We start from the raw sequence: 22,699 nt of genomic DNA on the forward strand, positions 1-22,699 counted from the left end.
AAAAACCGCCCGGTCTCCCGCCTTTCGGCGCGCCGAACCGCTGGGCGTGTCGCCGGGACTTACGCGCCGCTGCCGCCGTGGATCGGGCTACGGTGGCCGACGTGCTCACCGTCCTCGCCGTCGAGAACTACCGGTCCCTGCGTCACCTCATCGTGCCGCTGACCCCGCTCACCGCGGTCACCGGGGCGAACGGCAGCGGCAAATCGAGCCTGTACCGGGTGCTCCGGCTGCTCGCCGAGTTCGCCAGCAACGGCGCGGTTGCGGCGCTGGCCAGGGAGGGCGGGCTGGACTCCACGCTCTGGGCCGGGCCGGGGCGCCCCGCGGACGGCACCCCGGTGGCGCTGCGCGTCGGCTTCGCCGCGGACGACTTCGGCTACGCCGCCGACCTCGGCATCCCGGCGCCCGCCGACTCCCTGTTCGACCGCGACCCGGAGATCAAGGCGGAGGCGGTGTGGTCCGGGCCGATGCTGCGCCCGGCAACGGTGCTCACCGAGCGGGCGGGCCCGGTGGTCCGGGTGCGCACGGGCAGGCGCTGGAACACCGTGCCGCACACACTGCGCTCCTTCGACAGCATGCTCGGCGAGCTCTCCGACCCGAGCCGCGCCCCCGACCTGCTCAGCGTGCGCGACCGGGTGCGCGGCTGGCGCTTCTACGACCGGCTGCGCACCGACGCGGGCGCCCCCGCGCGGGCCCCGCAGATCGGCACCCGCACGGTCCGGCTCGGCCACGACGGCGCCGACCTGGCCGCCGCGCTGCAGACCATCAGGGAGATCGGCGACGCGGTCGAGCTGGACGCCGCCGTCGACAAGGCCTTCCCCGGCAGCCGGGTCGAGGTGGCCGCGCACGCGGGCCGGTTCACCGTGCGGCTGCACCAGCCCGGGCTGCGCCGCCCGCTGGAGGCCGCCGAACTCTCCGACGGCACCCTGCGCTACCTGCTGGTGGTGGCCGCGCTGCTCACCCCGCGGCCACCGGAGCTGCTGGTGCTGGACGAGCCGGAGACCAGCCTGCACCCCGAGCTCATGAGCGCGCTCGCCGATCTCATCGTCACCGCGTCGGCGCACACCCAGGTGATCGTGGTGACGCACGCCCCGGCGCTGCTCACCGCCTTCGCGCGGGAGGAGCGGGCCTCGGTGCTGGAGCTGCGCAAGGACGACGGCCGCACCTACCTGGCAGGCCAGGGTTTGCTCGATGAGCCACCGTGGGCCTGGCCCATGCGCTGATCGGCGTGACCAGCGTGTGAATTCCCCCCGATGTGCGCCGCGTCGCATATCGGGGCGGCCGCCGCCGCAATAGTCTCGGCGTATGAGCGACCCGAGGATCGAGACCGAACCCGAGGCCATCCGGCCGCTGCGCGACGACATCCGCTTCCTCGGCGAGGTGCTCGGCGACACGATCCGGGACCACGAGGGGCCGGAGGTCTTCGACCTCATCGAGCGGGTGCGCAAGGAGGCGTTCCGGATCCGCCGCGAGGAGGTGGGCCGCAGCGCCGTCGCGGAGATGCTGCGCGGGGTCGACGTGGCGGTGGCGATCCCGCTGATCCGCGCCTTCAGCTACTTCGTGCTGCTCGCCAACCTGGCCGAGGATCTGCAGCGCGACCGCCGCCGCGCCGTGCACATCGGCGCGGGTGAGCCGCCGCAGGACTCCTCGCTGGCCGCCACCTACCGCAAGCTGGACGCCGCCGCGCTGGACGGCGAGACCGTCGCCGACCTGCTCTCCGACGCCCTCGTCGCCCCGGTGATCACCGCGCACCCGACCGAGACCAGGCGGCGCACCGTCTTCGACGGCCAGGCCAGGATCACCGAGCTGATGCGGCAGCGCGGCCGCTTCGCCGAGGGTGAGCGGGAGCGCGCCGCGCTGGAACTCGACATCAGGCGGCAGGTGCTCGCGCTCTGGCGCACCGCGCTGATCCGGCTGGCGCGGCTGCGGATCCAGGACGAGATCGCGGTCGGGCTGCGTTACTACGAACTCACCCTCTTCGACGTCATCCCGGCGATCAACGCCGAGGTCAGGGCCGCGCTGCGGACCCGGTGGCCCGGCGTCGAGCTGCTCCCGCGGCCGATCCTGCGGCCCGGCTCCTGGATCGGCGGCGACCGCGACGGCAACCCGTTCGTCACCGCCGACGTGGTGCGCACCGCCGCCGGGCAGGCCGCGAGCGTCGCCTTCGAGCGGTACCTGCGCGAGCTGGCCGAGCTGGAGAAGGTGCTGGCCCAGTCGGCCCGGCTGGTCCCGGTCTCCGAGCGCGTGGCCGGGCTGGCCGCGGCCGGCTACCCGGAGCCGGAGACGCACGCCGACGAGCCGTACCGCCGTGCGCTGCACGCCATCCGGAACCGGCTGACCGCCACCGCGGTGCGCGCGCTCGGCGCCGCGCCGGTGCACGGCTCGGATGCGGGCGCCGAGCCGTACGACACCCCGCAGCAGGCGCTGGACGACCTCGACGCGGTCGACGAATCCATGCGCGCCGCCGGCGACGGCCTGCTCGCCGACGACCGGCTAGCCGCGCTCCGCTTCGCCCTGGAGACCTTCGGCTTCCACCTGCAGAGCCTGGACATGCGGCAGAACTCCGAGGTGCACGAGCAGGTGGTGGCCGAGATCCTGGCCTGGGCCGGCGTGCACGCCGACTACGCGAGCCTGCCGGAGGACGAGCGGGTCGCGCTGCTCGCCGCCGAGCTCCGCACCCGCAGGCCGCTGCTCGGCCCGCACGCCGCGCTGAGCGAGAAGACCACCCAGGAGCTCGGCATCGCCTGCGCGGCCGCCGAGGTGATCGCGACCTTCGGCGCCGAGGCGGTGCCGAACTACGTCATCAGCATGTGCACCTCGGTGAGCGACATGCTGGAGGCGGCGCTGCTGCTCAAGGAGGCGGGCATTCTCGACCCGGGCGGCCCGTCCTGCTCGGTCGGCATCGTTCCGCTCTTCGAGACCATCGAGGATCTGGCCGCGGGCGCCACGACCCTGGCCGCGGCACTGGAGGTCCCCGTGTACCGGGAGCTGGTGGCGAGCGCCGGGATGCGCCAGGAGGTCATGCTCGGCTACTCCGACTCCAACAAGGACGGCGGCTACCTCGCCGCCAACTGGGCGCTCTACCGGGCCGAGCTGGAGCTGGTCGAGGTGGCCCGCGAGACCGGGATCAAGCTGCGGCTCTTCCACGGCCGCGGCGGCACCGTCGGCCGCGGCGGCGGGCGCAGCTACGACGCCATCCTGGCCCAGCCCGCCGGCGCCGTGCGCGGCGCGCTCCGCCTCACCGAGCAGGGCGAGGTGATCGCCGCCAAGTACGCGGAACCCTCTGCGGCGCACCGCAATCTGGAGTCGCTCATCGCGGGCACGCTGGAGTCCACGCTGCTCGACGTCGAGGGCCTCGGCCCCGCCGCCGAACCCTCCTACGAGCTCATGGACGACCTGGCCGCCCGCGCCCGCGCCGCCTACGCCGCGCTGGTGCACGACGAGCCCGGGTTCGTGGAGTACTTCCGGCAGTCCACCCCCGTCGCCGAGGTCGGCGACCTGAACATCGGCAGCCGCCCGGCCTCGCGCAAACCCACCAGCTCGGTCTCCGACCTGCGCGCGATCCCGTGGGTGATGGCCTGGAGCCAGTCCAGGGTCATGCTGCCCGGCTGGTACGGCACCGGCACCGCGCTCGAGGAGTGGGTGGCCGGTGACCCGGACCGGCTCGCCGTCCTCACCGACCTCTACCGGCGCTGGCCGTTCTTCCGCACCGTGCTCTCCAACCTCGCCCAGGTGCTCGCCAAGAGCGATCTCGCCATCGCCGAGCGGTACGCGGAGCTGGTCGAGGACGTGGCGCTGCGCGACCGCATCTTCGGCATGATCCGGGACGAGCACGCCCGCACCATCCGCATGCACGCCGCCGTCACCGGGCACGACCAGCTGCTCTCCGACAACGCCTCGCTGGCGGAGTCGATCCACAACCGGTTCCCGTACCTGGAGCCGCTGAACCAGATGCAGGTGGAGTTGCTGCGCCGGTTGCGTGCGGGGGACGATCAGGAGCTGGTCAAGCGGGGGATTCTGCTCACCATGAACGGGCTGGCGACGGCGTTGCGGAACTCGGGGTAGGGCCGAGTCCGGGGCGCGGGGGGCTGCGGCGGCGGTCATCCGAGCCGCCCGCCCCCGAGCAGCGGAGGCAGCTGTCGGTAGGCCACCACGACTGCAGCCCGATGGGTGGGGCAGGCCAGCCGGCGATCCGCTGTCAGTGCCCGAGGGGCCGGAGTCCGATCATTGTCCGGGCGCCGGCGTAGGTGTAGTGGTCCTTGCCGTGTGCGGCGAGCTGGCCGTAGCCGGTGAGGGCCTCGGTGTCGGTGTGCACGGCGCCGAATGGGATGTCCCAGGAAGTGGCGCCGGTTCGGGGGTCGATCGCCCAGAGTCCGGTGTAGTCGGAGAGGACTACGGTGTGGCCGTCCCAGCCGAGCAGGGTGCCGAGGCGGGTGGTGTCGGTCCGCCACAGCCGGTGTCCGGTGCGGAGGTCGAGACCGGTGGTGGTGTGCGCGTCGGTGTCTTGCAGAAGGGCGACGTCGCCGAAGACGGCCGTTGCGGTGCCGGTCGTGGTGTTGCTTCCCCGTGGTACGAAAATCAGGTCGGAGCTGCTCCAGAGGAGGGTGCCGGTGCGGCGGTCATAGCCGCTGTCGCCGAGCAGGACGGGGACGGTGTCGTCGGCGGGGAGGTCGAACGAAAGGTACTGGGTAACCGTGCTGTCGGAGGTGGCAATGGTGCGACCGGTGCGGTCGAGGAGGTCGCTGCCGGTGTTGTCGTCGCCGCATCCGGTGCGCACGAGCACCGCGCCGCCGCTTGCGCGGGTGTCGGAGCAGCCGTCGCGGGTGGTGGTCCAGGTCGGCTTGCCGGCGGCGAGGTCGAACCCGGCGATGTCGGCGCCGAGGGTGAAGACGCCCTGGCCGTGGGACACGTCCACGCTGTCGAAGGGCAGGCTGTCCCAGGTCGTACCCATGTCGAAGGCTCGTGACCAGTACGCGGCCGGGTCGGTGAGGGTGCCGGCGTGGACGCGCACGTCGTCGGACTCGACGTCGCCCTCGGCGACGTACACGCGATCGTCGAGTGTCGCGAGGGCGAAGGGAAACCACTTCGTCGGTGTCCGGGTGACATCTCCGGTGGTGAGGTCGTAGCCGACGAGCGCTCGGTCGGAGCTGAAACAGACGACCCGGCCATCGACAGGGACAGCCCCGCAACCGGCCAGGTCCGCGGCGGGGGCCTGCCAGCGTTTCGCGCCGGTGCCGGCATCGATGCCGACCAACACCGGGTCTCGCAGGTTGTCGTCGTCCGGCACACCGAGCACCGTCACCAGGGTGTCACCGCCGTCGATGAATCCCGCTCCGTCGCTGCGGTATTCGGTGCCGTCCCGCGGATCGCGGAACTCCGCGCCTGCTCGTCCGAGCCCGGCGGCGGTTGTCGACCAGGCGAGCCCGGGAGCGGAGTCCGCGGTGCCGGTGATCTTGCGCGTGGCGTCCTCGGGCTGCACATGGACCACTACCGCACCGGCAGTCGTGACTACGGCCGCCGTGGCGGCGAGCACGAGGTCGCGCAGCCCGGGAGTCGTTCTCATCGCGACACCTCCAGTCCCGGATTCACGGCGATCGCCTCGAGCAGCTCGAACGGCAACGGCTCGGCGGGACCATCGCCGGAGCTGACCTCGATCCGGGTCCCGGACGGGCGGGTGACGGTGACAGTGCGGGTCGTTTGCGTGGAGGGTGACGGCTCCTCCATCACTGTGCTTCGCGATTCGCGCGTCTCGACCACCGTTCCGTCCGGCAGCCGACGTGACGTCGCGCCGTCCTTCGACGAGCGCTCCGGTGGAAGAGGCTGTCCGATGCTGATCGCCACGCTCAACCGGGATTGCCGGCCAGGTGTGGTTACCCGGACCACCTGGCACACCCCGCCCCTGCTTGCCGGTAGCAGCGCCCCGAGCGGCTGGTCGAGGGTCGAGCCGTCGAGTGGAATCCGCGCCAGGACCGCGTCCCATCGACGAGCCTGGGCCTGATCGATCACGGGCGAGGACTCCGCCCAGTTGTCGCAGGACTCGGGCGGGTTCGGCGTTCCGGGCGGAACCGGCGTGGTGATGCGGAGTCCGGGGACGGTGACGAGCGCGACGAGTTCGTCGACGGTCAGCGGGACGGTTCCGGTATAGCCGCTGCCGTCACTGGCTTCGTCGGTGGCGGAGGCGTTGGCAACGGTTCCGTCGGGCAGGTGAGCGGTGGCCGAGCGCCGGAGGGTGCGAACACCGTTGGTCTCGTACCAGGTGTCGTGGGTATCGACGGTCGTGCCGTCGGGAAGGCGGCGTCTCTCGTCGAGATCGCCGGCGACGCACGGCGGGATCGGCTCGGTGGACTCGCGAACGTCCACCGACAGCCAGCCCGATCGGTCGCCGCGCAGCAGCGTGGCGCGTGCGTCGGTCGCACCTCCGAAACCCCTGTCCGCCGCGGGGTCGCCGAGGATCGGCTGGAATACCAGTGACCGATCCGCCGATGCGAAGGCGATCTCGGCACCGGCGGGCAGCGCCGCCTGCAGCGCCTGCGTCATCGCGACGGCCTTGGGCCCGGAGAACCACGGATAGGCCGGGTTGTCGTATTCGGGTGTTTCGACGGTGACCATCGAAAAACCCTGCCCCTGCTGTGGTGGCTCCACCACATCACAACCCGGAATCTGCACCGGAAATGTCACCGGCGGGGTGACATACGAATACTCGGCCGGTTCCGGCGGCTCCGAAGTGGTGGTGGGGGTGAGCGGTGCGGTCGTCAACTCCGGCTCCGGCTCGTGCAGCAGACCGGCGATCAGGTAGCCGGTCGCGACGATCGCTACGCACGTCAAACCCACCGTCCAGTGGTGAACGGCGGGGGAGGGTGCGGTTGCGTCCTTGCTGCCACCGTTTCCCGTGTCCTGCATCGTGCCTCCCGGTATCCGGTCCTCGGTGGAGACCTGGACGGACGAATTATCGGCAGCATGGGACGGTGCAAGAGCTCCTCCACATGGATGCGATGAGCGGTGACGGTAACAAGGGCCCGTCGTTGCGGTCATGCCCCCAGTTCCGGGCCGCGGATTCGCACCGAGGCTGTCGCGTCGCCACGCTGCTCACCCGGTGCGGCTGATCGCGGCGGTGACCAGGGTGTGCAGCGTCGTTCGCACCGTCGCGGTGTCGAAGCCGCCGATCAGGGCGTGGTGCAGGGCGAAGCCGTCGAGGTAGTCGATCAGCGGGCGGACGGCGGACTCCGGGATCGCGGGATCGTCGGTGGCGGCGCGCAGGTGTCCGGTGAGCCAGGCGGTGAGCCGGAGGTGCCCGGCGCGCAGGGCTTCCCGCACTTCGGGGAGTTCGCGAGCCTCGAGCATGAGGGCGTAGCGGGCCAGGGTGGCCGGTTCGTCCGCGGTGACGGCGTGCCGGAGCACGGCGCAGAGCACCTCGACCAGTTCGGCGGTGTCGCGCGGGGCGGGGGCGCGCTCCCAGGCCGCGTGGTCACGTTCCTCGAGGAGCGCGGTGATGCCGATGAGCAGCGCCGCGCGGGTGCGGAAGTAGTTCGAGGCAGAGCCCGCGGGCAGCCCGGCCGCCTCGTCGACGGCGCGGTGGGTGAGCGCGCGCGGGCCGCGTTCGCCGAGCAGGCGCAGGGCGGCGTCGAGCACGAGGGTTCGTTTGCCGGTCACGCCGAAATACTACAGGGGTAGTGCTTGCCACTACTGATGTAGTAGATTCCACTACATCGGTAGTGACGGAGAAGGAGTGAGTCGGATGGACGAGGTGCTGATCGCCGGCGGCGGAATCGGTGGGCTGGCGACCGCGCTGGCCGTGCTGCGGGCCGGGAAATGGCCGGTGGTGCTGGAGCGGGCGGCGGAGCAGGCCGTGGTGGGGTCGGGGCTTTCGCTGTGGCCCAATGCGATCCGGGCACTCGATGCGCTGGGAGTCGGGGCGCAGGTGCGGGCGCGCGCTGTCCCCGATGCGTCGGGCGGGATCAGGGACGCCGCCGGGCGGCCGCTGTTGCGGGTGGACGCCAGGGTGCTGAAGGAGCGGTTCGGGGAGCCGATCGTGGTGCACCGGGCAGAGCTCATGGCGATTCTGCGGGAGGCGCTGCCCGCCGGGGTGCTGCGGACGGGAGTCGGGGTGGCGGCGGCGGACGAGTCCGGGCGCGTGGTCACGACGGCGGGGGAGCGCAGCGCGGAACTGGTGGTCGGAGCGGACGGGATTCGGAGCGTGGTGCGGCGCGCGGTGGCCGGAGAGGTCGAGCCGCGCTACGCGGGCTACACCGCGTGGCGCGCGGTGGTGACGCCGTCGGTGCCGGTCACCGAGTTCGGTGAGAGCTGGGGTCGCGGGCAGCGGTTCGGCTTCGCCGCGCTGGCGGGCGGCCGGGTCTACTGCTTCGCCACCGCGAACGCCCCCGCCGCCGCACCCGACGGCGGTCTCGCCGAGCTCAGGGAGCGCTTCGCCGACTGGCACGACCCCATCCCGGCCCTGCTCGCCGCCGCCGACCCGGCCGAGCTCCTCCGCCACGACATCTACGACCTCCCCGCCCTCCCACGCTTCACCGCCGGCCGGATCGCCCTGGTCGGCGACGCCGCCCACGCCATGACCCCCGACCTCGGCCAGGGCGCCTGCCAGGCGCTGGAGGACGCGGTCACGCTCGGCGCGGTCCTCGCCGGCGACGGCGACCTGCGCCGATACGACGCCCTGCGCCGCCCGCGCACGCAACGAATCGGCACCGGGGCGCGGCGCATGGGTCAGGCCGGGCAGCTCTCGGCGCGCCCGCTCGTCGCGCTGCGGAACGCGGTCATGCGGCGCACCCCCGCGAGCGCGCAGCTCGGCGCGATGGCCGAGCTGCTGGACTGGGCGCCTACGGAGCCGACTCCGATAATGTGATGCCGGTCACGCGGCGTCACGTCCGGTCGAGCTGCCCTGTCTCCTGTGTGACCACGACGGAACCACCCGCAGGGAGCCCGGCCATGACCACCACCAGCACGCCGCACATCGTCGTCCTCGGCGCCGGGTACACCGGCATGCTCGCCGCCATCGGGCTGGCCCGGCGAACCGGCGCCCGGATCACCCTGGTGAACCCCTCGGACCGGTTCACCGAGCGGCTGCGCCTGCACCAGCAGGCCACCGGCCAGGAGTTGAAGCAGCACTCGATTCCGGCTCTGCTCGAGCACACCGGCATCACCTTCCGCCGCGGCGCCGCGACCGCGCTCGACCCCGACGCCAGAACCGTCGCCATCGACGACGGCACAATCCTCACCTACGACACCCTGATCTACGCCCTCGGCAGCCGAACGGGCACCGCGGACATCCCCGGCGCCCGCGAGCACGCGGTGCCCCTCGACCACCCGGACCGCATCGCCGCCCGCCTCGCGACGGCGAGCACCGTCACCGTCTGCGGCGCCGGCCTCACCGGCATCGAGACCGCCGCCGAGATCGCCGAGCGCCACCCGGAGATCGCCGTCACGCTGATCAGCCGCGGCGAGCCGGGCGCCATGATGGGCACGGGCGCCCGCGCCCACCTGAACCGCGCCCTGGACCGGCTCGGGGTGCGGCGCCGCGCAGCCACCGTTACCGGGCTCCGCTCCGATGGAGTCCGGCTCGACACCGGCGAACTGATCAGCTCCGACCTCACCATCCAGACCACCGGCGTCCAGGTCTCCCCGCTCGCGGCCGACTCCGGCATCGCCGTCGACCCCGCCGGGCTGATCCGCACCGACCCCATGCTGCGCTCGATCTCGCACCCCGACATCCACGCCGTCGGCGACGCCGCCGCCATCCGCATGGCCTGGGGCGACGTGCACGGCACCTGCCAGACCGGCCTCCCCACCGCCGCCTACACCGCCGACACGGTCGCCCGGCTGCTCAGGGGCAGGCGAGTCGAGCCGTTCCGCATCGGCTACTTCCACCAGCCGGTCAGCCTCGGCCGCCGCGATGCCGTCATCCAGTTCACCCGCGCCGACGACACCCCGCGCCGCTGGTACCTGACCGGCCGCGCCGCCGTCGCCTACAAGGAGGCGGTGACCAGCTCACCGCCGTTCGCCTTCCGGCTCAGCCGCCGCGTCCCGGTTATGGTGCGCCTGACCGCAGGCGGCCGCGCCACCCGGCGCCCGGCGGCACAGGAAGCGGCCGCCCGATGACCGACCCCTTCGCCGAGCACCGCCCGCTGCTCTTCGCCACCGCCTACCGCATGCTCGGCAGCGTGGCCGACGCCGAGGACATCCTCCAGGACGCCTGGTTGAAATGGCACGGCACCGAGCAGGCGACCGTCGAGCACCCGAAGGCCTACCTGGTCCGCACCGTCACCAACCTGGCCTTGAACCGGCTCACCGGCGCCCGCGCCACCCGCGAGCGATACGTCGGGCCGTGGCTCCCCGAACCGCTCACCGACGGCGACCCGGTGGCGGCGGCGGGCGAGACGGCGGACAGCGTCTCCACCGCCATGCTGGTGGTGCTGGAATCGCTCGGCCCGGTCGAGCGGGTGGTCTTCGTGCTGCGCGAGGTCTTCGGGTACTCGCACGCCGAGATCGCCGAATTCCTGGAGCGGCCCGAGCCGACGGTGCGGCAGCTGGCGCACCGGGCGCGCGAGCACGTGCGGGCGCGGCGGCCCCGGTTCGAGACCGATACCGCGGTGCGCTCGCAGGTCACCGAGCGATTCCTGCTGGCCTGCCGCGGCGGCGACGTCGGCGCGCTGATGGCGGTGCTCGCCCCGGACGTCACGCTGTGGAACGACGGCGGCGGCCTGGTCACCGCCGCGCGCCGCCCGCTGCACGGCCCCGACCACGTGGCGCGCTGGCTGATCGGCGTGCTGGCCAAGCCGATCCTGACCGGGATCGAGTTCGGCGCGGCGGTCGTGAACGGGGAGCTGAGCGTGATCGGCAGGCTCGGGCCCCTCCCGGTCGGCGTGCTCACCTACGACCTGCGCGACGGGCTCATCGTGAACCTGCGCTTCCAGGTCAATCCGGAGAAGCTGCGCGGGATCACTCCGCGTACCGGCGAGCCATCGCCGCCGCCGTCCCGGCCATGACCGCGCGCAGCTCGGCGGGCTCGAGCACCTCCGCGTGCGCGCCGAGCGGCAGCAGCCCGTGCGCCATCACCTCGTAGGACTCCGCCGCCACCGTGATCCGCACCCACCCCTCGGCATCGGGCTCGTCCGCCGAGGCGACGGCGTCGGCCACCGCTGCGGGTTCGAAACCGAGCCGGAGCAGCGACAGCCGCGCGGCGTCGATCCGGCAGCGCGCGGTCACCCGGAGCATGGCGCGGGCGAACTCGGCCGCCGCCCGCTCCCAGTGCGCGGCGAGGTCGAAATCGGCGGGCCGGGTGAAGGTCTCGCCGGTATCGGCCGCCTCGGCGATCCGCCCGACCCGGTACGACCGCACCGAGCCGCCGGCCAGCGCCACCAGGTACCAGGTCCCCGCCTTGAGCACCAGCCCGAGCGGCCCGACCCGGCGCCGCACCACCGCGTCGCCGCGCTCGTACCCGATCTCCAGCAGCCGATCCGCCCAGAGCGCCTCGGTGACGACCCCCAGCGCCGGGGTGCGGTCCGGCCGGTGGAACCAGCCCGCGGCGTCCACGTGCACCCGCTCGGCGATCCGGGTGGCCCGCCCGCGCAGCTCCGGCGGCAGCGCGGCGAGCACCTTGAGCTGCGCGGTCGCCAGCACGGTGCCGAGCCCGAGGTCGGCGGCGGCGCCGGGCTGCCCGGCCAGCAGCACCGCGTCGGCCTCGTCCGGGTTCAGCCCGGTGATCCGGGTGCGGTAGCCGTCCAGCAGCCGGATCCCGCCCGCACGGCCCGGCTCGGTGTAGACCGGGACGCCGGAAGCGGAGAGCGCGTCCACGTCGCGGTACACCGTCCGCACCGACACCTCCAGCTCGGTGGCCAGCTGGGACGCCGTACACCGGCCCCTGGTCTGCAGGAGCAGCAGCAGGCGGAGGAGTCGGCTCGCGCGCATCGACCGACACTATCCGGACAACCCTGACAGCAGGTGTCACCATACGGTCGTACCGTCCCCGCATGACCACCTGGACCCGATTCCTCGACGAAGCCCCGCGCGTCTCCGCCGTCTTCACCCGCAGGCACCGCGCCACCGGCAACCTCTGCCTGCTCGGCACGCTGCGCGCCGACGGATCGCCGCGGATCAGCCCGATCGAGCCGCGCGTCTTCGAGGGCATGCTGGTGCTCGCCGGTATGCCGAACACCCGCAAGTTCGCCGACCTGATCCGCGACCCCCGGTTCTGCCTGCACACCGCCACCACCGACCCCATGGTCGGCGACGGTGACGCCAAGCTCTTCGGCAGCGTCACCGACCTGTCGGATCGGGAGCTGCACGCCCGCTTCGCGCAGCACATGTTCGACGAAACCGGCTTCGACATCCGGGGCAGGGAATTCGACCACTTCTTCGTCGCCGACCGGCTGACCGGCGGCTCCACCGTGGAGCTGGTCGACGGCCACATGGAGGTCACGGTGTGGACGCCGGGCGCGGGGGAGCGGGTCGAGCGGAAGAACTGAGAACTCGTACCACTCCTGCGTACCCTGGAGGTGCGCCCCTGGCGTGAATGAGCTTGCACAATCGTGCATAATCATCACATGGTTGATTCCTCGAACGGGACCCTGCGGGTCGCGGTGGCCGGAGCGAGCGGGTACGCGGGCGGTGAGGTCCTGCGGTTGCTGCTGGAACACCCCGAGTACCGACGCGGGCGCCTCGAGATCGGGGCGCTGACCGCGGGTTCGAACGCCGGGGCGCCGCTCGGCTCGCTGCAGCCGCACCTGCATCCGCTGGCCGACCGGGTGCTCACCGCCACCACCGTCGACGAGCTGGCCGGGCACGACGTCGTCTTCCTCGGCCTGCCGCACGGCCAGTCCGCCGCGCTGGCGAACACCCTGCCCGAGTCCACCGTGATCATCGACTGCGGCGCCGACTTCCGGCTGCACGACGCCGCCGCCTGGCAGCGCTGGTACGGCGGCGAGCACGCGGGCACCTGGCGCTACGGCCTGCCCGAGCTCGGCGACAACCGGGAGCGGCTGCGCGGTGCCCGCCGGATCGCGGTGCCCGGCTGCTACCCGACCGTGGCCAGCCTCGCGCTCGCCCCCGCCTTCACCGCGGGGCTCGCCGAGCCGAACGTCACCGTGGTCGCGGTGAGCGGAACCTCGGGCGCCGGAAGGAAACTCGACGTCGGGCTGCTCGGCTCCGAGGTCATGGGCTCGGCCCGCGCCTACGGCATCGCGGGCGCGCACCGGCACACCCCCGAGATCGCGCAGAACCTGAGCGCCGCCGCGGGCGCCGCCGTCGCGGTCTCCTTCACCCCGGTGCTGGCCCCGATGCCGCGCGGCATCCTCGCCACCTGCACCGCCCCGACCACCGCTGACCTCGCCGAGGTGCGCGCCGCCTACGAGAAGGCCTACGCCGCCGAGCCCTTTGTGCACCTGCTGCCCGAGGGCGCGCTGCCGTCGACCGGCGCGGTACTCGGCTCCAACGCCGTCACCTTGCAGGTGGCGGTGGACGCCGATGCCGGGCTGCTGGTGGTGATCGGCGCGATCGACAACCTGACCAAGGGCACCGCGGGCGCCGCGGTGCAATCCATGAACCTCGCCGTCGGTTTCGACGAGACCGCCGGGCTTCCCACCGTAGGAGTGGCACCGTGACGACGACCGAAGCAGGCAGGCTGGTCCGCACCCAGGGGGTGACCGCGCCGCTCGGCTTCCGCGCCGCCGGGATCGCGGCCGGGATCAAGGTCAGCGGCAGGCCGGACCTGGCGCTGGTCGTCAACGAGGGGCCGGAGTACGCCGCCGCCGGGGTGTTCACCAGAAACCAGGTCAAGGCCGCCCCGGTGCTGTGGTCGCAGCAGGTGCTCAGCACCGGCAGGCTGCGCGCGGTGATCCTGAATTCCGGCGGCGCCAACGCCTGTACGGGCCCGGCCGGGTTCCAGGACACGCACCGCACCGCCGAGGAGCTGGCCGCCGCGCTGAGCAGCTGGGGCACCGAGACCGGCGCCGGCGAGATCGCCGTCTGCTCGACCGGGCTGATCGGCGACCGGCTGCCGATGGACAAGATCGTCCCGGCCATCACCGAGATCGTGCACGAGATGGGCGGTGGGCTCTCCGGCGGCACCGATGCCGCGCACGCCATCATGACCACCGACACCGTGCCGAAAGAGGCCGCCTACCACCACCGTTCGAAGTGGAACGTGGGCGGCATGGCCAAGGGCGCCGGCATGCTCGCCCCCTCGCTCGCCACCATGCTGGTCGTGCTCACCACCGACGCCGCCGTCACCGCCGAGCAACTCGACGAGGCGCTGCGCAAGGCCACCGCGCGCACCTTCGACCGGCTCGACGTGGACGGCTCCTGCTCCACCAACGACACCGTGCTGCTGCTCGGCAACGGCGCCAGCGAGGTGACCCCCTCGCAGGACGAGCTGGACGCCGCCGTGCTCGCCGTCTGCGACGACCTCGCCGCCCAGCTCATGGCCGACGCCGAGGGCCTCACCAAGCGGGTGCTGGTCACCGTCACCGGCGCGCGGGACGAGGACGAGGCGCTGGCCGCCGCGCGCACCGTCGCCAGGGACAGCCTGGTCAAGACCGCGCTCTTCGGCTCCGACCCGAACTGGGGGCGCGTGCTCGCCGCCGTCGGCATGGCCCCGGTGACGCTCGACCCCGACCGGATCTCGGTGTCCTTCAACGGAAACCCGGTCTGCGTCGACGGTGTCGGCGCGCCGGGCGCCCGCGAGGTCGACCTCTCCGGCGCCGACATCGAGGTCGTCGTCGACCTGAAGATCGGCGACGGCGCCGCCACCATCCGCACCACCGATCTCTCGCACGGCTACGTCGAAGAGAACTCGGCCTACAGCTCGTGACCGGCCTCGCGCACGACCTCAGCGCGCTGGACAAGGCGCACGTGCTGGCCGGGGCGCTGCCCTGGCTGCAGCGGTTCCGGGACAAGGTCGTCGTGGTCAAGTACGGCGGCAACGCGATGGTCGACGACGGGCTGAAGCGTGCCTTCGCCGCCGACATGGCCTTCCTGCGCACCGTCGGCGTGCACCCCGTGGTGGTGCACGGCGGCGGCCCGCAGATCACCGCCATGCTCGGCAAGCTCGGGCTGCAGGGCGAGTTCCGCGGCGGCTTCCGGGTGACGACGCCCGAGGTCATGGACGTGGTGCGGATGGTGCTGTTCGGGCAGGTCGGACGCGAGCTGGTCGGGCTGATCAACGCGCACGGCCCGTACGCCGTCGGGATCTCCGGCGAGGACGCCCGGCTCTTCACCGCCACCCGCCGCACCGTGCTGGTGGACGGCGAGGCTACCGACATCGGCCTGGTCGGCGACGTCACCGAGGTCAACCCCGACGCTGTCCTCGACCTCATCGCCGCGGGCCGCATCCCGGTGGTCTCCACCATCGCCCCCGACATCGACGGCGTGGTGCACAACATCAACGCCGACACCGCCGCCGCCGCGCTCGCCGAGGGCATCGGCGCCGAGAAGCTCGTTGTCCTCACCGACGTCGAGGGGCTCTACACCGACTGGCCGGACCGCTCCTCGCTCACCACCGAGATCGGCGCCGCCGCGCTCGCCGCGCTGCTGCCGAGGCTGGACGCGGGCATGGTCCCCAAGATGGAGGCCTGCCTGCGCGCCGTCCAGGGCGGTGTCCCGAGCGCGCACGTGATCGACGGCCGGGTCCCGCACTCGGTGCTGCTGGAACTGTTCACCGGAGAAGGAATCGGCACCATGGTGACCCCCGAGGAGACGATATGAGCTCGGCCGACCTGCAGGGCCGGTGGAACGCCGCCCTGATGAACAACTACGGCACCCCCAAGATCGCGCTGGTCCGCGGCGCGGGCGCGGTGGTCTACGACGCCGACGGCAAGCGCTACCTCGACTTCCTCGGCGGCATCGCGGTGAACAGCCTCGGCCACGCCCACCCCGCGATCCTGGCCGCGGTCACCGAGCAGCTCGGGACGCTCGGGCACGTCTCCAACCTGTACGTCAGCGAGCCGGTGATCGAGCTGGCCGAGCGGCTGCTGGCGCAGTTCGGCGAGGGCAGGGCCTTTTTCTGCAACTCGGGCGCCGAGGCGAACGAGGCCGCGTTCAAGATCGCGCGGTTGACCGGGCGGCCGAATATCGTCGCCTGCGAGGAGGCGTTCCACGGCCGCACCATGGGCGCGCTGGCGCTCACCGGCCAGCCCGCCAAGCGTGAGCCGTTCGCGCCCATGCCGCCCGGCGTGCGGCACATTCCGTACGGCGACGCCGCCGCTTTGGCGGCCGCCGTCGACGAGCAGACCGCCGCTGTCGTTCTGGAGCCGATCCTCGGCGAGAGCGGCGTCATCGTCCCGCCCATCGACTACCTCGCCAAGGCCCGGGAGATCACCTCGCGCAACGGCGCTTTGCTGATCCTGGACGAGGTGCAGACCGGCATCGGCCGCACCGGCGCCTTCTACGCGCACCACACCGCGGGCATCGTCCCCGACGTGATCACCCTCGCCAAGGGCCTCGGCGGCGGCCTCCCCATCGGCGCCGTGCTGGCTCGCGGCGCCGCCGCCGAGCTGCTCCAGCCCGGCGCGCACGGCACCACCTTCGGCGGCAACCCCGTCTGCGCGGCCGCCGCGCTCGCCGTGCTGCGCACCATCGACGAGGAGGGGCTGCTCGCGCACGTCGAGTCGGTGGGCAAGCGGCTCGTCGACGGCATCGAGCTGCTGGAGCACCCCGAGGTGGACCACGTGCGCGGCGCCGGGCTGCTGCTCGGCATCGGGCTTCGCCGCGGTATCTCCGGCTTGGTCGAGGCGCGTGCCCGCGAGGCCGGGTACCTGGTGAACGCCCCCAAACCGGACACCATCCGGCTCGCCCCGCCGCTCGTGCTCACCGAAACCCAGGCGGAGAACTTCGTCGCGGACCTGCCCGCGATCCTGGATGCCGCCGCCGCCGACGCCAAGGAGGAAGCGTGACCTCGGAACCCATCGACGGCGGATCCGTCACCCCGATCGGCGCCGCCGCCTCGGCCGGTTTCGGCGGAACCATCGCCGCGGCCGCCACCTCGGAGCTCACCCCCGGCCTGCGGCACTTCCTCCGCGACGACGACCTCACCCCCGCCGAGCAGGCCGAGATCCTCACGCTGGCAGCCGAACTCAAGGCCGCGCCGTTCTCCCGCAGACCCCTCGACGGCCCGCGCGGCGTCGGCGTGATCTTCGAGAAGAACTCGACCCGCACGAGGTTCTCCTTCGAGGTCGGCATCGCCCAGCTCGGCGGCCACCCCGTCGTGGTCGACGGCCGCGACACCCAGCTCGGCCGCGAGGAGACCCTCGCCGACACCGGCCGCGTCCTCTCCCGCTACGTCGACGCCGTCGTCTGGCGCACCTTCGCCCAGGCCCGGCTCGAGCAGATGGCCGAGACCGCCACCGTCCCGATCGTCAACGCCCTCTCCGACGAATTCCACCCCTGCCAGGTCCTCGCCGACCTGCTCACCCTGCGCGAACGCCTCGGCTCGCTGCCCGGCCGCACCCTGGCCTACTTCGGCGACGGCGCGAACAACATGGCGCACTCCCTGCTCCTCGGCGGCGTGACGGCCGGGCTGAACGTGGTGATCGCCGCCCCCACCGGCTTCGTCCCCGACCCCGAGGTCATCGCCGCGGCCACGAAGCGCGCCGCCGAAACCGGCGCCTCCGTGCTCGTCACCGACGACCCGATCGCCGCCGCCACCGGCGCCGACGTCCTGGTCACCGACACCTGGACCAGCATGGGCCAGGAGAACGACGGCCTCGACCGCGTCGGCCCCTTCCGACCCTTCCAGCTCAACGCTTCGTTGCTGGCGCACGCCGGGCCGGATGTCGTTGTGCTGCACTGCCTCCCCGCGCACCGCGGCGAGGAGATCACCGACGAGGTGCTCGACGGCCCGCACAGCGCGGTCTGGGACGAGGCAGAGAACCGCCTGCACGCCCAGAAGGCACTCCTGGTCTGGCTCCTGGAGAAACGTGCGGAGGTACCGCGATGACCCGCCGCATCGGCGCCACCCTCCGACGCCCGAGGCGCCGACGATGACCGCATCACGAAGTCAGTCCGGCCGGGGCCCCGCCATCGCGCGGACCCGCGCCGGACGCCAATCCCGCATCATCGAACTCCTCGCCACCAACCCCGTCCGCAGCCAGGGCGAACTCGCCGCCCTACTCGCAGCCGAAGGCATCGAAACCACCCAGGCCACCCTCTCCCGTGACCTGGACGAACTCGGCGCGGTGAAGCTGCGCGCCGCCGACGGGGGAGCGGGCGTCTACATCGTCCCCGAGGACGGCAGCCCCGTCCGCGGCGTCACCGGCGGCACCGACCGCCTCTCCAAACTCCTCGGCGACCTGCTCGTCTCCACCGACGCGAGCGGGAACATGGCCGTCCTGCGCACCCCGCCCGGGGCCGCGCACTACCTGGCGAGCGCGCTGGATCGGGCGGCGCTGCCGTGGATCGTGGGGACGATCGCGGGGGACGACACGATCGCGGTGATCGCCCGCGAACCGCTGACCGGGGCCGAGCTGGCGGCGAAGATCGAGGAATTGGCTTGAACGCGACCAGCTGAGCGGTGTTCTGCGCGAATAGATCTGACGGCGGCAAGGGCTCACTGTGCATACGTCCACGGTGGGGGTGGTCACCGACGGCAGACAGCTGTCTTCGGCTCTCGCGTGCTTGCCGGGGGACATCGAGATGTGATGAGCTGAGAAATGTATCGCAGGGGGGACTGATATGCAGGTTGATCCACAGCAGCTACGTGCGCTCGCGGCGTCGATGGCCGACATCGGCGGCAAGGTCGACGCGCTCGATGTCCGCACCGGGGGTGACGCGGTCGCCGCGGCGCTGCCGGGGTCTCCGCTCGGCGCAGCCTGCGCGACGGCCACCGAGTACGTCGAGGGTGCGTGGCTGCGGATGGCGATGCGGCATCGGCGAGTCGCCAACCTGTGCCGAGGTAGCGCCGACAACTATGAGGTCACCGAGAACGAGTTTCGTGACAAGCTCACGCAGATGGGCGCGAACCTGTGACCGAGGTCCCGACACGGACCCAGCTCACCTCGTGGGAACCGTGGAAGCTCTCCGCAGCGGGCACTGAAGCCAAGGAGCGCAACTCCGACTTCCTCGGTCTCATCGACAGCACCGCTGCGCAGATCCGGGACGCGGGCAAGCAGTGGGAGGGCGACGCGTACTGGTCGGCCTATGACCGGGTTGTCGGTGATCGCGACAATGGCAACAAGGTCAAGCAAGCGGTCGACGAGCTTGCCGACGCCATGATCGACGGTGGCACGGTCCTCACCGACTACCGCCGGGTCGTCCTCGGCAAGGTCGCTCTCGCCACCGAAGACGGCTTCACCGTGTCCGACAGTTGGGCGGTGGGCACTCCGGGCGGCCCAACGGACGATCGCGAAGACGATCGCTCGGCTCACCAGACGGCCATCGCCACCGCTCTGAATGAACTGCTCGGAGCACAGGCCGGGATCCATACCGCGATTACCGCTGCGGCGGAGGAGGTTCGCGTCCGAGGCGACAATCTCGGTGAAGGCGACAGTGCGGACAACGCGAACGGCCAGCTGCTCGGTGTGTCGGATCCGGTGATTCTTGCTCCTGGGCAGAGCTCGCCCGCTCAGCAGGAGATCGATGCGAAGTACGACTACTACGCGTCCCTGATCGAGAAGAATGGCGGCTCCGTCGACGGCGGACCGGACCAGAAGAATATGATCGCGATTCGCCGGGAAACCAGTGTCTTCGCGAACAACGGCCAGGGAGTCTACGACGACAAGGCTGTCCTGATCTGGGTCGATGACCACGGCGTCAGGCACGTGAGCGAATACCGGGCGAACACGGACCCGACGGCGCGGTACATCGACAATCCCAGCGAGACCCGGGACGTCAACGGCGATGGAACGCGGGAACTGGGCCGCCTTCCCGCGGGCACCTACGAGTACGGACACAACTGGTTCAAGAACAAGCACGACACGGTGGGGGACGGCAACGTCTTCACGATGCCGGAGAGCGCTCGAGTCGCGGCGGAATACGATACGAACCACGACGGATTCTTCAATGACAGTGCCACCGGCCCGGGCGGGGAGTCCATGTTCTGGCATTGCGGGCGGGAAGGCGATGTGGCCAGCGCGGGCTGCCAGACAATGCCTCCCGATGACTGGAGCCGGTTCACCTCCGATATGGGTGTGTCCGTGACCGACAAGTACACCGGTGAACAGGTTCCGCTGCGCTATACGTTGGTGAACGAGAATCCGGCCGATGGGAACACGGAGTACAGACATGTCGAAGAGGGAGTCGCCTGAGCACCCCAGGCCGCCGGCTCCGGCGGCCTGGACAGTGCCGATGGTGGTGGCAGCGGTCGCGACCGCGCTGTGCTGCGCCCTGAAACTGTGGGCGGACGTGACGACGTTCGCCGACGAGGAATTCTGGCTGCCCCTCGGGCTTCTGATCGCCGTACCGGTAGCGGTGTGGTCGGTGCTGATCGCCATCGGCTGCGTGCGGTACGCGAACTGGTGGCGCCTGGGATTGCTGGTCCCGCTGTTCGTGGCGGTGACCGTGGCGCTGGCCGGATTCGCGGTCCCGGGCCGGATCGGCTGGCAGTTGGCCCGAAGCGAGATGGATCGGGCCGCCGCGGAGTGCGACACTTTGCAGGGCGGGCAGTCGGATGGCTCGTACAGAAGCGCGACCATCGGTGTCTACGATTTTCATCATGTCGAGAGCGGGGCCGGCGGAGAATGCGAATTCTATCTGTCGAAGCATTACCCGGGAGTGCGTAGCGGTTTCCTCTATCTCCCGAATGGCGCAGCCCCCGTCAGCGATATCGATCACGAGTACGTTCGCCTCGGGGATTCTTGGTACTACTTCAAGACGTGATCTCCGCCTCGGCTTTGTCTCGAGCGACTCCGCCTGGTATCTACTCCTCCGGTGCGCACGGCCTCGGGCAGGTGAAGCCGGTGTGCGCCGCCGTGAATCTCGCCTGAGCCAGGTTGTGGCGCGACCGTGGGGGCCGGGGATCAGCCGGATCGCGGGGGAGATGCAGGAGGCGTTGCTGCAGCAGGATCGAAGGCTCCCTGTGCCCTATGCTGGCCTCGAACCTCGGGGAGGAGTTCGTGCGTGAATCCTGATCTGCCGCAGCCGCAACCCGGATATCGGCCTGCGCCGTTCCAGGCGAGAAGTGATCGCGATGTGCTGACGCCGAATCAGCGGATCGTATTCCTCGCCGCCTACCTGTTCATCGGGTTCGGCCTGTTGGCTACTGCGGTGGTGGTGGGGTACCTCGGTTGGCGTTCGGACTTCGAGGCATGGTTGGACAACGACTCGGGATTCCGAGGTGATTCACCATCGCTTGTCCCGCGGTTGGTGGGCTCCGCACTCTTCACCACTGCTCTCGGGGCTCCGCTGCTCCTGATACTCGCCGTGCTCGAGGCGAAGCTGCGAACCTACATGTTGGAGAGGCCGTTTCGAGGCTGACCGGCGTGGTCACGAGGGTTCGAGGGCGATAGCGATTTTCCCTCCGGTCCGCGGAGTGCGTGCCGGGCGAGAGCCGTGGCGAGGCGTGCCGACCAGAGAAGGGGCAACGAGCGCGGCTCCGGAAATCTTCGCGGCGCCCGGAAACGCCACCTCGACCAGGGGCGCACCCGTCGCCGCATCCATCTCCGACAGCTGAGCGGGTCTCGCACGCGCATACTCCTGTTCGGGTTTGACAAGACAAGATGTCCACGTATGCCCTGAGGGAGGCTGTCACCGCTGACGAAACGGTGAAAGTGCGGGAGGGAAGGTTTCATCGGGGTGGATCCACATGCTGCTCGACACCGTCGCATCGTCATCGCGAAGAACCGATGATGGCGACCCGGGGATTCTTCGACCACTACGACGATCCGGACGAGTTCCGGGACGAGGAACCGATCGTTCGGCAACCGGTGAAGAGTTGGGGGACAGCGCAGTCGACAACATGATCGAGGGGAACCGAATCGCGCAGAACACGTCGATCCAGGTGGGGCTCCCGAACAACCAGTGGCCGCCCGCGGTTCAGAAGGACGTCTACGCACCGCCCGGGTCTTCGGCGCTCGATGATCTGCGTGGTGCCATCGCCGACGGAACCACTCTGGACGGGGACAAATCCGACTGGGAGATCGGCAATACGACGGTTGCCGCACCATGACGCGAGCCTCGGCACGCGAAGCCCTCGTCGCGGTGCTACTCGGTCTCTCGATATTCGGGTGCTCGTCCCAGCCGCCCTCGGCACCACCCCCGGTGGCGAAACCGGCCGCCATGACCCAGGGGGAGCTGTTCCTCGCTGAAGGAGTTCTTCACCGAAGAACTCCAGGCGCGCGCACTCCAGACGATTCCGGTGTCCAAGGACGAGTCCTCGGAGATCTCCATGAGCGGAATGTGCCGAGTCGCGCAGGGGAGTGAATCGGCCGGTCGGGTCGAGTCCCGTCACGCCCCCGGCGACGTCGACCCCACCGAAGGTGTCCCCGATTTCGAGCAGAGCACCGTCGACGGCGTCTCCGTGTGGATCCGGGACCGCACTGCTGACCCACTCGATCCGTCGAACGAGGTTCGCTTCGCGACCCGGGTCGGCGAATGGAACGTCCGGCTGTACATCGAGAACGAGAACACGAACACCGCGGCCGGTCCGTTGCGCCTCACCGACGAGAACAAGCGCGAGGCCGCCCGATTCCTCGTCGACCTTGCCGGGCGGTTGTCCGGTAGCTGAAAGGCACCCCAGCCTTGGTTCGAAGGGACATGGACCGGG

At 71.3% G+C, this 22,699-nt stretch carries 22 protein-coding genes; 18 read left to right on the plus strand and 4 right to left on the minus strand.

The annotated features are described in order from the left end of the window. Positions 1-101: 101 nt before the first annotated feature. Positions 102-1,220 (plus strand): AAA family ATPase, encoded by a 1,119-nt coding sequence (locus LTT61_RS27480; protein WP_233021227.1) that lies wholly within the window; start codon positions 102-104, stop codon positions 1,218-1,220. An 82-nt stretch (positions 1,221-1,302) separates the two neighbouring features. Next, positions 1,303-4,062 carry a phosphoenolpyruvate carboxylase gene (gene ppc / locus LTT61_RS27485; protein ID WP_233016906.1) on the plus strand — a complete coding sequence of 920 codons (2,760 nt, stop codon included), beginning with the start codon at positions 1,303-1,305 and terminating at the stop codon, positions 4,060-4,062. A gap of 133 nt (positions 4,063-4,195) precedes the next feature. Here ppc and LTT61_RS27490 read toward each other — a convergent pair whose 3' ends face one another. The 3 genes from LTT61_RS27490 to LTT61_RS27500 all read right to left on the minus strand — a co-directional run bounded on the left by LTT61_RS27490 (position 4,196) and on the right by LTT61_RS27500 (position 7,647). Further along, positions 4,196-5,560: a PQQ-binding-like beta-propeller repeat protein gene (locus LTT61_RS27490; protein WP_233016907.1), complete on the minus strand. Its 1,365-nt coding sequence runs from the start codon at positions 5,558-5,560 to the stop codon at positions 4,196-4,198. After that, on the minus strand, positions 5,557-6,897 hold the full coding sequence (locus tag LTT61_RS27495; RefSeq protein ID WP_233016908.1) for a hypothetical protein: 1,341 nt from the start codon (positions 6,895-6,897) through the stop codon (positions 5,557-5,559). The genes LTT61_RS27490 and LTT61_RS27495 overlap by 4 nt, the downstream gene beginning before the upstream one ends. Before the next feature lie 186 nt (positions 6,898-7,083). Continuing rightward, the gene (locus LTT61_RS27500; RefSeq protein WP_233016909.1) at positions 7,084-7,647 is read right to left on the minus strand and encodes a TetR/AcrR family transcriptional regulator; all 564 of its coding nucleotides are present in this window, start codon (positions 7,645-7,647) and stop codon (positions 7,084-7,086) included. 85 nt (positions 7,648-7,732) lie between these two features. Here LTT61_RS27500 and LTT61_RS27505 point away from each other — a divergent pair, with 85 nt between their 5' ends. From LTT61_RS27505 to sigJ, 3 genes are all read left to right on the plus strand, one after another. Next, complete coding sequence (locus LTT61_RS27505; RefSeq protein ID WP_233016910.1) at positions 7,733-8,854, plus strand: FAD-dependent monooxygenase; 1,122 nt, start codon at positions 7,733-7,735, stop codon at positions 8,852-8,854. An 83-nt stretch (positions 8,855-8,937) separates the two neighbouring features. Continuing rightward, on the plus strand, positions 8,938-10,107 hold the full coding sequence (locus LTT61_RS27510; protein WP_233016911.1) for an NAD(P)/FAD-dependent oxidoreductase: 1,170 nt from the start codon (positions 8,938-8,940) through the stop codon (positions 10,105-10,107). Next, a complete protein-coding gene (sigJ, locus tag LTT61_RS27515) occupies positions 10,104-10,994 on the plus strand; it encodes an RNA polymerase sigma factor SigJ (protein WP_233016912.1) in 891 nt (296 codons plus the stop codon). The genes LTT61_RS27510 and sigJ overlap by 4 nt, the downstream gene beginning before the upstream one ends. Here sigJ and LTT61_RS27520 read toward each other — a convergent pair. Then, complete coding sequence (locus LTT61_RS27520) at positions 10,948-11,916, minus strand: helix-turn-helix transcriptional regulator (RefSeq protein WP_233016913.1); 969 nt, start codon at positions 11,914-11,916, stop codon at positions 10,948-10,950. The two genes, sigJ and LTT61_RS27520, sit on opposite strands and share 47 nt — an antisense overlap. Before the next feature lie 62 nt (positions 11,917-11,978). On the opposite strand from LTT61_RS27520, the gene LTT61_RS27525 reads away from it, so the two are divergent. From LTT61_RS27525 to LTT61_RS27585, 13 genes are all read left to right on the plus strand, one after another. Then, entirely contained in the window at positions 11,979-12,473 is a 495-nt protein-coding gene (locus LTT61_RS27525; protein WP_233016914.1) for a pyridoxamine 5'-phosphate oxidase family protein, read from the plus strand. Between the two features lie 78 nt (positions 12,474-12,551). Further along, positions 12,552-13,607 carry an N-acetyl-gamma-glutamyl-phosphate reductase gene (gene argC / locus LTT61_RS27530; RefSeq protein WP_233016915.1) on the plus strand — a complete coding sequence of 352 codons (1,056 nt, stop codon included), beginning with the start codon at positions 12,552-12,554 and terminating at the stop codon, positions 13,605-13,607. After that, a complete protein-coding gene (argJ, locus tag LTT61_RS27535) occupies positions 13,604-14,815 on the plus strand; it encodes a bifunctional glutamate N-acetyltransferase/amino-acid acetyltransferase ArgJ (RefSeq protein ID WP_233016916.1) in 1,212 nt (403 codons plus the stop codon). The genes argC and argJ overlap by 4 nt, the downstream gene beginning before the upstream one ends. Continuing rightward, the gene (argB, locus tag LTT61_RS27540) at positions 14,812-15,708 is read left to right on the plus strand and encodes an acetylglutamate kinase (RefSeq protein WP_233016917.1); all 897 of its coding nucleotides are present in this window, start codon (positions 14,812-14,814) and stop codon (positions 15,706-15,708) included. The genes argJ and argB overlap by 4 nt, the downstream gene beginning before the upstream one ends. Then, a complete protein-coding gene (locus LTT61_RS27545; protein WP_233016918.1) occupies positions 15,705-16,895 on the plus strand; it encodes an acetylornithine transaminase in 1,191 nt (396 codons plus the stop codon). The genes argB and LTT61_RS27545 overlap by 4 nt, the downstream gene beginning before the upstream one ends. A 107-nt stretch (positions 16,896-17,002) precedes the next feature. Continuing rightward, positions 17,003-17,938, plus strand: a complete 936-nt coding sequence (gene argF, locus LTT61_RS27550) for an ornithine carbamoyltransferase (RefSeq protein ID WP_233021228.1) — start codon at positions 17,003-17,005, stop codon at positions 17,936-17,938. 43 nt (positions 17,939-17,981) lie between these two features. After that, positions 17,982-18,494 (plus strand): arginine repressor, encoded by a 513-nt coding sequence (locus LTT61_RS27555; protein ID WP_233016919.1) that lies wholly within the window; start codon positions 17,982-17,984, stop codon positions 18,492-18,494. A 178-nt stretch (positions 18,495-18,672) separates the two neighbouring features. Further along, positions 18,673-18,966 (plus strand): type VII secretion target, encoded by a 294-nt coding sequence (locus tag LTT61_RS27560; RefSeq protein WP_233016920.1) that lies wholly within the window; start codon positions 18,673-18,675, stop codon positions 18,964-18,966. Next, the gene (locus LTT61_RS27565) at positions 18,963-20,243 is read left to right on the plus strand and encodes a hypothetical protein (RefSeq protein WP_233016921.1); all 1,281 of its coding nucleotides are present in this window, start codon (positions 18,963-18,965) and stop codon (positions 20,241-20,243) included. Before LTT61_RS27560 ends, LTT61_RS27565 begins: the two co-directional genes overlap by 4 nt. A 40-nt stretch (positions 20,244-20,283) precedes the next feature. Next, complete coding sequence (locus LTT61_RS27570) at positions 20,284-20,814, plus strand: hypothetical protein (protein ID WP_233016922.1); 531 nt, start codon at positions 20,284-20,286, stop codon at positions 20,812-20,814. Between the two features lie 240 nt (positions 20,815-21,054). Next, positions 21,055-21,411, plus strand: a complete 357-nt coding sequence (locus tag LTT61_RS27575; protein WP_233016923.1) for a hypothetical protein — start codon at positions 21,055-21,057, stop codon at positions 21,409-21,411. Positions 21,412-21,739: 328 nt separating this feature from the next. Then, positions 21,740-22,102, plus strand: coding sequence for a hypothetical protein (locus tag LTT61_RS27580; protein WP_233016924.1), 363 nt, complete (start codon positions 21,740-21,742; stop codon positions 22,100-22,102). Between the two features lie 189 nt (positions 22,103-22,291). After that, on the plus strand, positions 22,292-22,660 hold the full coding sequence (locus LTT61_RS27585; RefSeq protein WP_233016925.1) for a hypothetical protein: 369 nt from the start codon (positions 22,292-22,294) through the stop codon (positions 22,658-22,660). Positions 22,661-22,699: the final 39 nt, after the last annotated feature.

It is taken from the genome of Nocardia asteroides, assembly GCF_021183625.1.
In the GTDB taxonomy this organism is placed as follows: Bacteria; Actinomycetota; Actinomycetes; order Mycobacteriales; family Mycobacteriaceae; genus Nocardia; species Nocardia asteroides_A.

Coding starts and splice junctions, on each gene's coding strand:
- ppc (WP_233016906.1), top strand. CDS start 1,303: ATGAGCGACCCGAGGATCGAGACCGAACCCGAGGCCATCCGGCCGCTG.
- LTT61_RS27490 (WP_233016907.1), bottom strand. CDS start 5,560: ATGAGAACGACTCCCGGGCTGCGCGACCTCGTGCTCGCCGCCACGGCG.
- LTT61_RS27495 (WP_233016908.1), bottom strand. CDS start 6,897: ATGCAGGACACGGGAAACGGTGGCAGCAAGGACGCAACCGCACCCTCC.
- LTT61_RS27505 (WP_233016910.1), top strand. CDS start 7,733: ATGGACGAGGTGCTGATCGCCGGCGGCGGAATCGGTGGGCTGGCGACC.
- LTT61_RS27510 (WP_233016911.1), top strand. CDS start 8,938: ATGACCACCACCAGCACGCCGCACATCGTCGTCCTCGGCGCCGGGTAC.
- sigJ (WP_233016912.1), top strand. CDS start 10,104: ATGACCGACCCCTTCGCCGAGCACCGCCCGCTGCTCTTCGCCACCGCC.
- LTT61_RS27520 (WP_233016913.1), bottom strand. CDS start 11,916: ATGCGCGCGAGCCGACTCCTCCGCCTGCTGCTGCTCCTGCAGACCAGG.
- LTT61_RS27525 (WP_233016914.1), top strand. CDS start 11,979: ATGACCACCTGGACCCGATTCCTCGACGAAGCCCCGCGCGTCTCCGCC.
- argC (WP_233016915.1), top strand. CDS start 12,552: ATGGTTGATTCCTCGAACGGGACCCTGCGGGTCGCGGTGGCCGGAGCG.
- LTT61_RS27545 (WP_233016918.1), top strand. CDS start 15,705: ATGAGCTCGGCCGACCTGCAGGGCCGGTGGAACGCCGCCCTGATGAAC.
- LTT61_RS27555 (WP_233016919.1), top strand. CDS start 17,982: ATGACCGCATCACGAAGTCAGTCCGGCCGGGGCCCCGCCATCGCGCGG.
- LTT61_RS27560 (WP_233016920.1), top strand. CDS start 18,673: ATGCAGGTTGATCCACAGCAGCTACGTGCGCTCGCGGCGTCGATGGCC.
- LTT61_RS27570 (WP_233016922.1), top strand. CDS start 20,284: ATGGTGGTGGCAGCGGTCGCGACCGCGCTGTGCTGCGCCCTGAAACTG.
- LTT61_RS27580 (WP_233016924.1), top strand. CDS start 21,740: ATGCTGCTCGACACCGTCGCATCGTCATCGCGAAGAACCGATGATGGC.